Source organism: Streptomyces sp. NPDC001406 (assembly GCF_042895285.1).
In the GTDB taxonomy this organism is placed as follows: Bacteria; Actinomycetota; Actinomycetes; order Streptomycetales; family Streptomycetaceae; genus Streptomyces.
Window position 1 is genome coordinate 240,452 of record NZ_JBIAWG010000007.1, and the last position, 12,558, is coordinate 253,009.

The 12,558-nt window shown below is 71.8% G+C and carries 12 protein-coding genes; 10 read left to right on the plus strand and 2 right to left on the minus strand.

Going from position 1 to position 12,558, the window contains the following annotated elements; all coding sequences use genetic code 11:
* The first annotated feature begins 139 nt into the window (after positions 1-139).
* Together ACFY1J_RS18895 and mycP are read left to right on the plus strand one after the other, a co-directional pair.
* Positions 140-997: a hypothetical protein gene (locus tag ACFY1J_RS18895; RefSeq protein WP_390710942.1), complete on the plus strand. Its 858-nt coding sequence runs from the start codon at positions 140-142 to the stop codon at positions 995-997.
* Positions 994-2,184, plus strand: coding sequence for a type VII secretion-associated serine protease mycosin (mycP, locus tag ACFY1J_RS18900; protein ID WP_390710941.1), 1,191 nt, complete (start codon positions 994-996; stop codon positions 2,182-2,184). Before ACFY1J_RS18895 ends, mycP begins: the two co-directional genes overlap by 4 nt.
* A gap of 18 nt (positions 2,185-2,202) precedes the next feature.
* Here mycP and ACFY1J_RS18905 read toward each other — a convergent pair whose 3' ends face one another.
* Entirely contained in the window at positions 2,203-3,225 is a 1,023-nt protein-coding gene (locus ACFY1J_RS18905; RefSeq protein ID WP_390731547.1) for a serine hydrolase, read from the minus strand.
* A gap of 150 nt (positions 3,226-3,375) precedes the next feature.
* Between ACFY1J_RS18905 and ACFY1J_RS18910 the strand changes: the two genes are divergently transcribed.
* Positions 3,376-4,107, plus strand: a complete 732-nt coding sequence (locus ACFY1J_RS18910; RefSeq protein ID WP_390710939.1) for an SseB family protein — start codon at positions 3,376-3,378, stop codon at positions 4,105-4,107.
* 58 nt (positions 4,108-4,165) lie between these two features.
* Here the strand turns inward: ACFY1J_RS18910 and ACFY1J_RS18915 are convergent, their stop codons facing one another.
* Positions 4,166-4,510, minus strand: a complete 345-nt coding sequence (locus ACFY1J_RS18915; protein WP_263206808.1) for a DUF1844 domain-containing protein — start codon at positions 4,508-4,510, stop codon at positions 4,166-4,168.
* Positions 4,511-4,879: 369 nt separating this feature from the next.
* Between ACFY1J_RS18915 and infC the strand changes: the two genes are divergently transcribed.
* The 7 genes from infC to ACFY1J_RS18950 all read left to right on the plus strand — a co-directional run bounded on the left by infC (position 4,880) and on the right by ACFY1J_RS18950 (position 12,373).
* Positions 4,880-5,572: a translation initiation factor IF-3 gene (gene infC / locus ACFY1J_RS18920; protein WP_390710938.1), complete on the plus strand. Its 693-nt coding sequence runs from the start codon at positions 4,880-4,882 to the stop codon at positions 5,570-5,572.
* A 111-nt stretch (positions 5,573-5,683) separates the two neighbouring features.
* Positions 5,684-5,878: a 50S ribosomal protein L35 gene (rpmI, locus tag ACFY1J_RS18925; RefSeq protein WP_004933563.1), complete on the plus strand. Its 195-nt coding sequence runs from the start codon at positions 5,684-5,686 to the stop codon at positions 5,876-5,878.
* Between the two features lie 110 nt (positions 5,879-5,988).
* The gene (gene rplT / locus ACFY1J_RS18930; RefSeq protein ID WP_390710937.1) at positions 5,989-6,372 is read left to right on the plus strand and encodes a 50S ribosomal protein L20; all 384 of its coding nucleotides are present in this window, start codon (positions 5,989-5,991) and stop codon (positions 6,370-6,372) included.
* A gap of 112 nt (positions 6,373-6,484) precedes the next feature.
* A complete protein-coding gene (locus ACFY1J_RS18935; RefSeq protein ID WP_390710936.1) occupies positions 6,485-7,345 on the plus strand; it encodes a TrmH family RNA methyltransferase in 861 nt (286 codons plus the stop codon).
* Between the two features lie 91 nt (positions 7,346-7,436).
* The gene (locus ACFY1J_RS18940; RefSeq protein WP_390731548.1) at positions 7,437-8,573 is read left to right on the plus strand and encodes an ATP-binding protein; all 1,137 of its coding nucleotides are present in this window, start codon (positions 7,437-7,439) and stop codon (positions 8,571-8,573) included.
* Between the two features lie 126 nt (positions 8,574-8,699).
* A complete protein-coding gene (pheS, locus tag ACFY1J_RS18945; protein ID WP_390731549.1) occupies positions 8,700-9,821 on the plus strand; it encodes a phenylalanine--tRNA ligase subunit alpha in 1,122 nt (373 codons plus the stop codon).
* Positions 9,821-12,373 (plus strand): phenylalanine--tRNA ligase subunit beta, encoded by a 2,553-nt coding sequence (locus tag ACFY1J_RS18950; protein ID WP_390710933.1) that lies wholly within the window; start codon positions 9,821-9,823, stop codon positions 12,371-12,373. Before pheS ends, ACFY1J_RS18950 begins: the two co-directional genes overlap by 1 nt.
* Positions 12,374-12,558: the final 185 nt, after the last annotated feature.

Sequence of the window (12,558 nt, forward strand, 5' to 3'; positions counted from 1 at the left end):
GGCGCCGGTCTTCCCGCCCCGCTCGGCCGATGGCGTGCCGCCGAGGCCCGTCGGTGAACCGGTCTCCGGCGAAGCGTGGGGTCCGGCCAGGGTGGGCGGCAACCCGGCTCCTCAAGCGTCGGGCTCGCCGGCGAGCCCCGTGTCCCCGGACCCGGCCCTCTCCTGGAGCGCGGCCCGGCATGTGGTGTCGTTCGGGGAGGCCGAGGGGTACGACGAGCGTGGGCGGCCGCGCCCGCTGGGGGCGTGGGCGGCGCCGCGGACCGCCGCTGCCGCCGCCTGCGTCGTGATCGGGCTCGGGCTCATCGGCGGTGCGGTGACCGGGAGTTGGCTCACCGGTGACTCCGGGAGCCCGGGGGCCGGCAACAGTTTCGCCGCGGCCGGAGCGATGTGGCACAACGTGCCGGTCGACGAGTTGTTCCCGCCCACCGTGGAGGGCAGCGGCGCGGGACCCGGCGGCGCCGACCGCACCTGGATCCGTGTCGCCGTCGCCCCGGACAGCGGCTGCGCGAACGCCCTCGACCCGCTGCTGCGCAAGGCCCTCGCCCCCGTCGGCTGCCAGCGACTGCTCAGGGCCACCTACACCGACGCCACCCAGAGCTACGTCACCACCGTCGGCCTGCTGTTCACCAAGGCCGACTCCGCGGCCATGACCTCCCTCGCCGGCCGCTTCAAGAAGGAGGGCCTGAACCGCCGTACCGACCTGATGCCCCGCCCGTACGCCGCCAAGAACACGGTCGCCGCCGGCTTCGGCGTCAAGCAGCGCGCCTCCTGGACGATATCCGTCCTCACCGACGCCCCGGTCGTCGTCTACGCGGTCTCCGGCTGGGCCGACGGACGTACGGTCGACTCTCCCCAGCCCGCCGCCGACGCCATGGAGTCCGGTGCCACCAGCGCCCCCGCCCAGGCGGGCCTCGGCCAGGAGGCGCAGGGTCTCGCCGACCGCATCCAGCGGCGCCTGCGGCAGACCGTCAGCTCGGCCACGGAGACGCCCTCATGAACCGCCGTCGCGTGGGCCGCCTGACCGGCCCGGCCCTGAGCCTCCTCCTCGCCGGTTCCCTGGCCCTCGTGCCGTCCACCACCGCCTACGCCGACGGCATCCGCGCCCAGCAGTGGGCCCTGTCCGCCATGCACACCCAGCAGGCCTGGCAGACCACCAAGGGCAAGGGCATCACCGTCGCGGTCCTGGACACCGGCGTCGAGGCCGACCACCCCGACCTCGACGGCAACGTCCTGCCGGGCAAGGACCTGATCGGCTTCGGCGCGAAGCGCGGCGACCGTTCCTGGGCCCGGCACGGAACGGCCATGGCCGGGATCATCGCCGGACACGGCCATGGAACCGGTGACGCCGACGGTGTCATGGGCATCGCGCCCGAGGCCAGGATCCTGCCCGTGCGGGTGATCCTGGAGGACGGCGACACCGCCCGCGGCAAGGCCCGCAGCACCCGCGGCAACGCCCTCGCCGAGGGCATCCGCTGGGCCGCCGACCACGGTGCCGACGTCATCAACCTGTCCCTCGGCGACGACTCCGCCTCCGCGCACCCGGAGCCGAGCGAGGACGAGGCGGTGCAGTACGCGCTCAAGAAGGGCGCCGTCGTCGTCGCCTCCGCGGGCAACGGCGGCGAGAAGGGCGACCACATCTCCTACCCGGCCGCCTACCCCGGTGTCATAGCCGCCGCCGCGGTCGACCGCTACGGCACCCGCGCCTCCTTCTCCACCCGCCGCTGGTACGCCACGGTCAGCGCGCCCGGCGTCGACGTCGTCATCGCCGACCCGGACCACAAGTACTACGAGGGATGGGGGACGAGCGCCGCCTCCGCCTTCGTCTCGGGCGCGGTGGCCCTGGTCAAGGCGGCCCACCCGGGGCTGACCCCGGCCCAGATCAAGAAGCTCCTGGAGGACACCGCCCGGGACGCGCCCAGCGGGGGCCGCGACGACTCCCGCGGCTTCGGCTTCATCGACCCGGCCGCCGCCATCAAGGCCGCCGCCCGCCTCAAACCACAGGGCCTCCACTCGGCCGCCTACGGCGAGAAGTACTTCGGCCCGGGACCCGACAGCGACGAGGCCACCGACGGCGCCTCCGGCTGGGCCGGCCCCCTCGCGGGCAGCGCCGGCGGAGTGCTCCTCGTCGCGGCCGTCGTCCTGTGGCGGAGCCGCCGCGCGTCGCGCCGGTACGGCGGCTACTGAGGCTCCGGGCCGAAGCCGTCAGTCGGTCTCCGTCGCCGAGGCCGAAGCCGCCACGGCCCCGGACACCGAGTCACCATCGGTGAATGCAGACACGGCCGCCTTCGCCGCCGCCTCGACCAGGGAGATGCCCTTCGCCTGCGAGGCGCTGCCGTTCGACAGGACAGCCACCAGATAGGCGGTCCCGTCAACGGTCACGCGCCCGATGCTGTTGACGTCCCACAGGCCCGTCGTGCTGCGCGCCAGCCAGCCGTTCTTCAGCGCCCATCCGGAGTCGTCCGCCACGGCGGAGACCCCCCAGTGCTGGTCGGCCTCGATGTTCTTCATCAGCCGCCGGAGATACGCCCGCGAGGCCTCGCTCAGCTTCGAGTCGTCCCCGAACACCTGCTGGAGCAGGACGAGTTGGTCGGCGGCCGTGGTCTGGGTCAGCCCCCACAGCGCGCCGTCGCCGCCCTCCGTCTCCGTGAGACCGAAGCGCTTGTTCGCCGCGTCGAGGCCGTCCGCCCGGCCGATGGTGTTCCACAGCGCCGTCGCGGAGGCGTTGTCACTGTTCTCGATCATCTTCGTGGCGTACGCCTTCTCGGTCGCCGTGAGATGCCGGCCGGCGTCCTGCGCCTGGAGCAGCAGGGTGGCCAGGATGTCGACCTTGACGATGCTCGCGGTGTCGAAGGCCGCGTCGCCGTAGCCGGCGCTCTCGCCGGAGTCCAGGCTCAGCACCGCGGCCGACACCTTGGCCGAGGCCGGCACCGTCAGCGACTTCATGGACTCGGTCAGCAGCGCGACACGGTCAACGGTCGGTTCCGCCACGGGTTCCACCGATTCCTCCCCGCTCGCCGAGGCCGATGACGATGACCATGACCATGACGATGACGCGGGCGACGGCGACTTCGCCGAGGATACGGGGCCCGAGTGCGCCCGCGCCGTCACATACGCCGTGCCGCCGGCCGTGACCCCGGCTATCGCGGCCACGGCGAGCGCGGTGTGGACGAACGCACGGCCCCGGGACGGACGAGCGCGGCGACGGCGGGCTCGGGAAGACTCCATGCCGGCGATGCTCGGGGCGTGGACTGTGCGGGCCGTGAGACCGGTGTTAGAAGCTCGTCAGGGAAATCTGAGATTCCGGTGAATCCGGTGACCGTGAGGTTTCGGGGGCCGCACAAGCCCAGCAGCATCCCCCCGATAGGGTCGGGGATCGTGGCGAACAAGAACATTCCCGACCCCGGCTACTCCGACGACGACGGCTCCGCCGATCCCCGGCTGAGCGCCGCGCTCGCCGCCTGGGCCGAGGACCGCACCGCCGTGGGGCCCGTTCTGGAGGCGCTCAAGGGCGCCCGGCTGCTCGTCCCGGTCGTCGCCGTGCTCGGCGAGGTCGAGGAGGACGAGAACGGGCTGCGCCGCGAGAAGACCAGCGACATGGCCGTACCCACCCTCAAGGCCGGCGACCGCACCGCGCTGCCCGCCTTCACCTCCACGGACGCGCTGGCCCTCTGGGACCCCGGCGCGCGCCCGGTCGCCGTACCACTGCACCAGGCGCTGCGGGCCGCCGCGCACGAGAAGGCGGACACGGTCGTCCTCGACATGTCCGGTCCGGTGCCGTTCGAGCTGACAGGGCCCGCGCTGTTCGCGCTCGCCGAGGGCCGTACGACGACCGACCCGCTCGCCGACCCGGCCGTCGTCGACGCCGTCCGCGCCGCCGTGGCCGCCGAGCCCGCCGTGCTGAGTGCCCACCTCGGTCCGGGGGAGGCGGACGGCACCCTCGCCCTGGTGCTGGACCCGGAGGCCGCCCCCGCCGAGGCCGCGCGTGCCGTCGCCCAGCGGCTCGCGGCCGACGAAACACTCAGGGCCCGCCTGGTGCGGGGCCTCGACCTGGCACTGCTGCCGGCCGGGACCACGCCTCCGGGCGAGCCCCTGTACGTACGCGGATGACCGTGAGCGAGCGGCCGTACGCGGATGAACGGATGAGGACGGACCGGGTGGGAACCGACTAGCCGTAGACGGCCCCGGTGTACTTCTCGCCGGGGCCCTGGCCCGGCTCGTCCGGGACGATCGACGCCTCGCGGAACGCCAGCTGCAGCGACTTCAGGCCGTCGCGCAGCGGCGCGGCGTGGAAGGAGCTGATCTCGGTCGCGCTCGCGTCCAGCAGACCGGCGAGGGCGGTGACCAGCTTGCGGGCCTCGTCCAGGTCCTTGTGCTTCTCGCCCTCCTCGGTCAGACCGAGCTTCACGGCCGCGGCGCTCATCAGGTTGACGGCGACCGTCACGATCACCTCGACCGCGGGGACCTCGGCGATGTCGCGGGTCATGGAGTCGAAGTCGGGGGTCTCACTCATGACCCACACGATAGGTGCAGCATGGGCGCCCTCCCCACTTGGCCCTGATTAGCCCTTGCCGCCCGATGCTGCTAACCTTGTGTGATGACCGGCCGGACAGGCATGCCACACGGCGAGCAGGCCCGGCCCACAAGTGGAGGCTCCGATCTCCCACCCGACCGTCCTCAGGGACGGCGGGTCACCCCGGTCAGGCGGCCACCACCGTTCCGTACGGACGGTGGAGTCGCCCGAAACGCGCCCCGCGGTCATCGCGGCGGTGCTCCGGCAGTGTTTTTGGAGCCCCGCCTGTGATCGTCCGGGGCATTTTTTGTGCTTCGGCGCGGTTAGGTCTTACGAACAGAGACATACGCGGCTGTCCGCCAGACCGCCGTGTGGTGCTACCGAGGAGGATCCATCAGCGCCGAGCCCCGCATCAACGACCGGATTCGCGTTCCCGAGGTGCGACTTGTCGGTCCCAGTGGCGAGCAGGTGGGCATTGTCCCCCTGGCCAAGGCACTGGAGCTTGCGCAGGAGTACGACCTGGACCTGGTCGAGGTCGCGGCGAACGCCCGTCCGCCCGTGTGCAAGCTCATGGACTACGGGAAGTTCAAGTACGAGTCGGCCATGAAGGCCCGTGAGGCGCGCAAGAACCAGGCGCACACGGTCATCAAGGAGATGAAGCTCCGGCCGAAGATCGACCCGCACGACTATGACACCAAGAAGGGTCACGTCGTCCGGTTCCTCAAGCAGGGCGACAAGGTCAAGATCACGATCATGTTCCGTGGTCGCGAGCAGTCCCGGCCCGAGCTGGGCTACCGACTGCTGCAGCGCCTCGCGGAGGACGTCCAGGACCTCGGTTTCGTGGAGTCGAACCCGAAGCAGGACGGCCGAAACATGATCATGGTTCTCGGTCCGCACAAGAAGAAGACCGAGGCGATGGCCGAGGCCCGCCAGGCGCAGGAAGCCCGCAAGGCAGAAGCGAAGGCCAACCCCGGCCGCTCGCAGAACGCCGCGGACCTTGAGAACGCCGAGAACGCCGAGGATCCTGCCGAGGCCCCTGCCGAGGCATCCGCCGAGGCGTGATCCCGGGGGACGCGAGTCCCCAGGACGTAACCGATACAAGAGCGACGCTCCACCGTGCCCGGTTTTCGCAACCGGGCATCGGAGCGCCACCGACGAGGAGAGAACGGCGCTATGCCGAAGAACAAGTCGCACAGCGGTGCCAGCAAGCGCTTCAAGGTCACCGGCTCCGGCAAGGTGCTCCGTGAGCGCGCCGGCAAGCGCCACCTGCTCGAGCACAAGTCGTCCCGCGTGACGCGTCGCCTCACCGGCAACGCCGAGATGGCCCCGGGCGACGCCGCGAAGATCAAGAAGCTTCTCGGCAAGTGACACTGCGGCGCCTGATCGTCCGATCGATCCGCGCCGTACGTCAGGACCGGGACCCAATCGTTTTCGGGCCGCGTGAGGACAACCGCGGCCCCGCTACAAGGAGTTAACAAGTGGCACGCGTCAAGCGGGCAGTCAACGCCCACAAGAAGCGCCGGGCGATCCTCGAGCAGGCCTCCGGCTACCGCGGTCAGCGTTCGCGCCTGTACCGCAAGGCCAAGGAGCAGGTCACCCACTCGCTGGTCTACAACTACAACGACCGCAAGAAGCGCAAGGGCGACTTCCGTCAGCTGTGGATCCAGCGCATCAACGCCGCTGCCCGCGCCAACGGCATGACCTACAACCGCTTCATCCAGGGTCTGAAGGCCGCGAACGTCGAGGTCGACCGCAAGATCCTGGCCGAGCTGGCCGTCAACGACGCGAACGCGTTCGCCGCGCTCGTCGAGGTCGCCCACAAGGCGCTGCCGTCGGACGTCAACGCCCCCAAGGCGGCGTGACGCTGCCGGCCCTGAGCCGCCGTGACTGAAGGACCCGCAGGCTGGAGCCTGCGGGTCCTGCTGTTGCCGGGAGACACACGCTGAACATCCGAGCTGCTGAAGGTGAACGCCCATGCCCCCCGCCACCCCCGAGCTGATCTCCCCCCGCTCCGCGCGTGTGGCCGCCGCCCGCCGGCTGGCCAGGCGGAACTTCCGGGGCAAGGACCGGCTGTTCCTCGCGGAGGGGCCGCAGGCCGTGCGGGAGGCGGCGGCGCACCGGGTCGACGGTGCCGCCACGCTCGTCGAGCTGTTCGCCACCGTCGAGGCCGCCGAGCGGTACGCCGACATCGTGGGCGAGGCCCGGACCGCCGGGGCCCGGATCCACCTCGCGTCCGAGGAAGTGATCGCCGACATCTCCACCACCGTCACCCCGCAGGGGCTGGTCGGTGTGTGCCGGTTCCTCGACACGCCCTTCGAGGAGATCCTCACGGCCCGGCCCAAGCTGGTCGCCGTCCTCGCGCACGTGCGCGACCCCGGCAACGCCGGCACCGTGCTGCGCTGCGCCGACGCCGCCGGCGCCGAGGCCGTCGTCCTCACCGACGCCTCCGTCGACCTGTACAACCCCAAGGCCGTGCGCGCCTCCGTGGGCTCGCTGTTCCATCTGCCCGTCGCCGTCGGCGTCCCCGTCGAGCGGGCGGTCGAGGGCCTCAAGGACGCCGGCGTGCGCATCCTCGCCGCCGACGGGGCCGGTACGGACGACCTCGACGACGAGCTCGACAAGGGCACCATGGGCGGGCCCACCGCGTGGGTGTTCGGCAACGAGGCCTGGGGGCTCCCGGAGGAGACGCGCGCCCTCGCGGACGCCGTCGTGCGCGTCCCGATCCACGGAAAGGCCGAGAGCCTGAACCTGGCCACCGCCGCCGCCGTATGTCTCTACGCGTCGGCCCGTGCACAGCGCGCCTCCGGAGGGTGCCGCTCCGTCACCGAGAGCTAGTAGGGTGACCGCCTCGGGGGCCTTCCCCCGAGGCGTCGGCTGCGCGTGAGCAGGGGGACCCCCCATGCCGACTGAGAGGTGGAGTGCGGGGATGAGCGTCGGCACGAGCAGTGCGCCGGGAGGGCGGGACGTGCACCGGGTACCCGCGCCCCGGCACGGTGATCTCGCCGGACTCGGCATCGACCCCGACGAGCTGCCCGACGGCCTCGTCGTCGCCGACGAGCACGGGTACGTCATCTGCTTCAACGCGGCCGCCGCCCGCATCACCGCCGTTTCCGCCGCCGACGCCCTCGGCCACCGCCTGGAGAAGGCGCTGCCGTTAGAGGACCTGGAAGGACGGCGCTGGTGGCAGATCACCGATCCGTACGGCGGGCTCGCCATCCGGGCCGGGCAGCCCGAGCGCAACCTGCTGCTGCCCGGCGGGCGGGAAGTGCTCGTATCGGCCCGGTACGTCCGTACCGAACCCGCCGGGCCGGTCCGCCGGGTCGTCGTGTCCCTGCGCGACACCGAGGCCCGGCGCCGCACCGAGCGCAGCCACGCCGAGCTGATCGCGACCGTCGCCCATGAGCTGCGCTCCCCGCTCACCTCGGTCAAGGGCTTCACCGCCACACTGCTCGCCAAGTGGGAACGCTTCACCGACGACCAGAAGCGGCTGATGCTGGAGACCGTCGACGCGGACGCCGACCGGGTCACCCGGCTGATCGCCGAGCTCCTGGACATCTCCCGCATCGACTCCGGGCGGCTGGAGGTGCGCCGCCAGCCCGTGGACATGGGCGCGGCCGTCGGCCGGCACATCCAGGCGTACGTCGCGGCCGGACAGACCGCCGACCGGTTCCTGCTGCGCATCGAGCAGCCGCTGCCCGATCTGTGGGCCGACCCCGACAAGGTCGACCAGGTCCTCAGCAACCTGCTGGAAAATGCCGTGCGGCACGGCGAGGGAACGGTCACGATTGAGATCACGCAGTCGGCGTCCCCCCGGGAGGGAGAGGACGTCGGTACGTCGGTCACGGTGAGCGACGAGGGGCCCGGCATCCCGGAGGAGTCGATGAACCGCGTCTTCACCCGCTTCTGGCGGGGCAGCAAGCGCGGTGGCACGGGTCTCGGGCTGTATATCGTCAAGGGCATCGTCGAGGCCCACGGCGGCACCATCACGGTCGGCCGCGCCCCCGGCGGCGGCGCGGAATTCCGATTTACCTTGCCCGTGGGCGCCCCGGCGTATCTCGCCTGAGGGCCCACGGGCGCATTCGTCCACCCCCACCCCGTTAGACTCGGCCTTTGGCACCTTTGTGTCCTGCATACGGCCCTGAAGCGGTCACGGGGACCATCCGCCAGCCAATCGGAAGCACGGGAAGAGATGTCGGCACCGAATAAGTCGTACGACCCTGTCGAGGTCGAGGCGTTGAAACCGGAAGAGATCGAGCGCATGCGGGACGAGGCGCTCGCCGCCTTCGCCGCCGCGGACTCCCTCGACGCGCTCCAGGAGGCCAAGGTCGCCCACAGCGGCGGCACCTCCCCGCTGGCCCTCGCCAACCGCGAGATCGGCGCCCTGCCCCCGCATGCCAAGGCTGCCGCCGGCAAGCTGGTCGGCCAGGCACGCGGAGCCGTGAACAAGGGCCTGGCCGCCCGCCAGGCCGAGCTGGAGGCAGAGCGCGACGCCCGCGTGCTGGTCGAGGAGGCGGTGGACGTCACGCTGCCGTACGACCGTGTACCGGCCGGCGCCCGCCACCCGCTGACCACGCTCTCCGAGCGCATCGAGGACATCTTCGTGGCCATGGGCTACGAGGTCGCCGAGGGCCCGCAGGTCGAGGCCGAGTGGTTCAACTTCGACGCGCTCAACATCGGCCCGGACCACCCGGCCCGCGGCGAGGCCGACACGTTCTTCGTGCAGGGCCAAGGCGGCGGCACCGAGTCCGGCGTCGTCCTGCGCACCCACACCTCGCCCGTGCAGATCCGCTCGCTGCTCGATCGTGAGCTGCCGGTGTACGTGATCTGTCCCGGCCGCGTCTACCGCACGGACGAGCTGGACGCCACGCACACCCCGGTCTTCCACCAGGTCGAGCTGCTCGCCGTGGACGAGGGTCTGACCATGGCCGATCTCAAGGGCACCCTGGACCGCATGGTCCAGTCCCTGTTCGGCGAGGGCATGAAGACGCGGCTGCGGCCGAACTTCTTCCCCTTCACCGAGCCGAGCGCCGAGATGGACATGCTCTGCTACGTCTGCAAGGGCGAGTCCGTCGGCAACCCCGACCGCCCCTGCCGCACCTGCTCCAGCGAGGGCTGGATCGAGCTGGGCGGCTGCGGCATGGTCAACCCGAAGGTGCTGACCGCCTGCGGCGTCGACCCGGGGAAGTACAGCGGATTCGCCTTCGGGTTCGGCATCGAGCGGATGCTGATGTTCCGCCACAACGTCGAAGACATGCGAGACATGGTCGAGGGTGACGTCCGGTTCACCCGGCCGTTCGGGATGGAGATCTGATGCGGGTCCCGCTTTCTTGGCTGCGGGAGTACGTCGACCTGCCGGCGACGGAGACCGGGCGCGACGTCCAGGCCAAGCTCATTTCCGCAGGCCTCGAGGTAGAGACCGTCGAGCACCTGGGTGCCGACCTCAAGGGTCCGCTGGTCGTGGGCCGGGTGCTCACCATCGAGGAGCTGACGGAGTTCAAGAAGCCGATCCGCTTCTGCACCGTCGACGTCGGCCGGGCCAACGGCACCGGCGAGCCCCAGGAGCTCATCTGCGGCGCCCGCAACTTCCAGGTCGGCGACAAGGTCGTCGTGGTGCTCCCCGGCGCCGTGCTGCCCGGCGGCTTCGCGATCGCCGCGCGCAAGACGTACGGCCGGACGTCCCACGGCATGATCTGCTCCAGCGGCGAGCTGGGCATGGGCGACGACGGCACCCACGGCATCATCGTGCTGCCGCCGGAGACCGAGGTCGGCAAGGACGCCATCGAGCTCCTTGAGCTGGTCGACGAGGTCCTCGACATCGCCGTCACCGCCAACCGCGGCGACTGCCTGTCGATCCGCGGCGTCGCCCGTGAGGCCGCCATCGCCTACGGCCGGCCGCTGCGCGACCCGGCGCTCATCGACGTGCCCGCCCCGAACGCCTTCGGCTACCCGGTCCAGGTCTCCGACCCCACCGGCTGCGACCGCTTCACCGCCCGCACCGTCACCGGCCTGGACCCGGAGGCGCGCTCCCCGATCTGGCTGCAGCGCCGTCTGCAGAAGGTCGGCATGCGCCCGATCTCGCTCGCCGTCGACATCACCAACTACGTGATGATGGAGCTCGGCCAGCCGCTGCACGCCTACGACCGCAACCTGGTCCAGGGCACCATCGGTGTGCGCCGCGCGGCGGAGGGCGAGAAGCTCGTCACCCTCGACGGCGTCGAGCGCAAGCTGCACGCCGAGGACCTGGTGATCACCGACGAGCGCGGCCCGATCGGCCTGGCCGGTGTCATGGGCGGTGCCAACACCGAGATCGCCGACCTCCCCCAAGCTCTCGACTCCGCTCGAGCAGGGGGGACCCCCACGGACGTGGAGAACGCCACGACCGAGGTCGTGATCGAGGCCGCCCACTTCGACCAGATCTCCATCGCCCGCACGGCCCGCCGCCACAAGCTGTCCTCCGAGGCGTCCCGGCGCTTCGAGCGCGGCGTCGACCCGCAGGCCGCCGCCGCGGCGGCCCAGCGCACGGTCGACCTGCTGGTCCTGCTCGCGGGCGGTACGGCGGACGCGGGTGTCACCGAGGTGAGCGCCCCCAAGGCGCCGCGCACCATCACCACCCCGGCCGACCACCCGGACAAGGTCGCGGGCGTCGAGTACGGCCGCGAGAGCGTCGTACGGCGACTCCAGGAGATCGGCTGCGACGTGTACGGGCAGGACGAGCTGACCGTCACCGTCCCGTCCTGGCGGCCCGACCTCACCGAGCCGAACGATCTGGCGGAGGAGGTCATCCGGCTGGAGGGCTACGAGAACCTGCCCTCGACGCTGCCCAAGCTCCCCTCGGGGCGTGGTCTGACCCACCGGCAGCGGCTGCACCGCCGCGTCGGCCGGGCCCTGGCGGGCGCGGGCTATGTCGAGGCGCCGAACTACCCGTTCATCGCCGAGCAGGTCTTCGACCAGCTGGGCCTGGACGCCGACGACCCGGCCCGCCGTGTCGTGAAGCTGACCAACCCGCTCAACGACGAGGAGCCCGCGCTCCGTACGTCGCTGCTGCCGGGCCTGCTCGGCGCGCTCCGCCGCAACGACGGCCGCGGTACGCACGACCTGGCGCTGTTCGAGACCGGCCTGGTCTTCCACCCGGCCGCGGAGCAGAAGGCCGCCGCGAACCTGCCGGTGGACCGGCGTCCGACCGACGAGGAGCTCGCCGAGCTGAACGCCGCGCTGCCCGAGCAGCCGCGCCATGTCGCCGTCGTCCTCGCGGGCGCCCGCGAGCAGGCCGGCTGGTGGGGCAAGGGCCGCCCGGCCGACTGGGCCGACGCGGTCGAGGCCGCCCGCACGGTCGCCCGTGAGGCCGGCGCCGAGCTGGTCGTCCGCAAGGGTCAGTACGGGCCGTGGCACCCGGGCCGCACCGCCGAGCTCGTGGTCGTCACCGAGGGCACCGAGCGGGTCGTGGGCCACGCGGGCGAGCTGCACCCGCGCGTCCTCAAGGCCCTCGGCCTGCCCGACCGCACCAGCGCGATGGAGCTGGACCTGGACGCGCTGGAGCAGGCCGGCGACGGCGCCCCGCAGGCGCCGAGCATCTCCACGTTCCCGGTCGCCACGCAGGACGTCGCCCTGGTCGTCGACAAGTCGGTCCCGCACGCGGACGTCGAGTCCGCGCTGCGCGAGGGCGCCGGTGAACTGCTGGAGGCCATCCGGCTGTTCGACGTGTACGAGAGCGCCGAGCAGCTGGGCGAGGACAAGAAGTCGCTCGCCTACGCGCTGCGCTTCCGCGCCGCCGACCGCACGCTGACCGTGGACGAGGCCTCCACGGCCCGTGACGCGGCCGTCGCGCTGGCCGCTGAGCGGACCGGGGCGGCGTTGCGCAGCTAGGTCGCTCTGTGCGGGGAACTGTGGTTGTCCGTCGGCTGCGGGTCGGCCGTGGCTGGTCGCGCAGTTCCCCGCGCCCCTGCGGGGCGCACCCTCTCCCACCTGCATAAATGCAGGCGTCCGGAGAATGCTCACTCATTCGGGTGAGAAGCCGGGGCGATCCGGCCGTTTCGGGTCATGACGTCGCA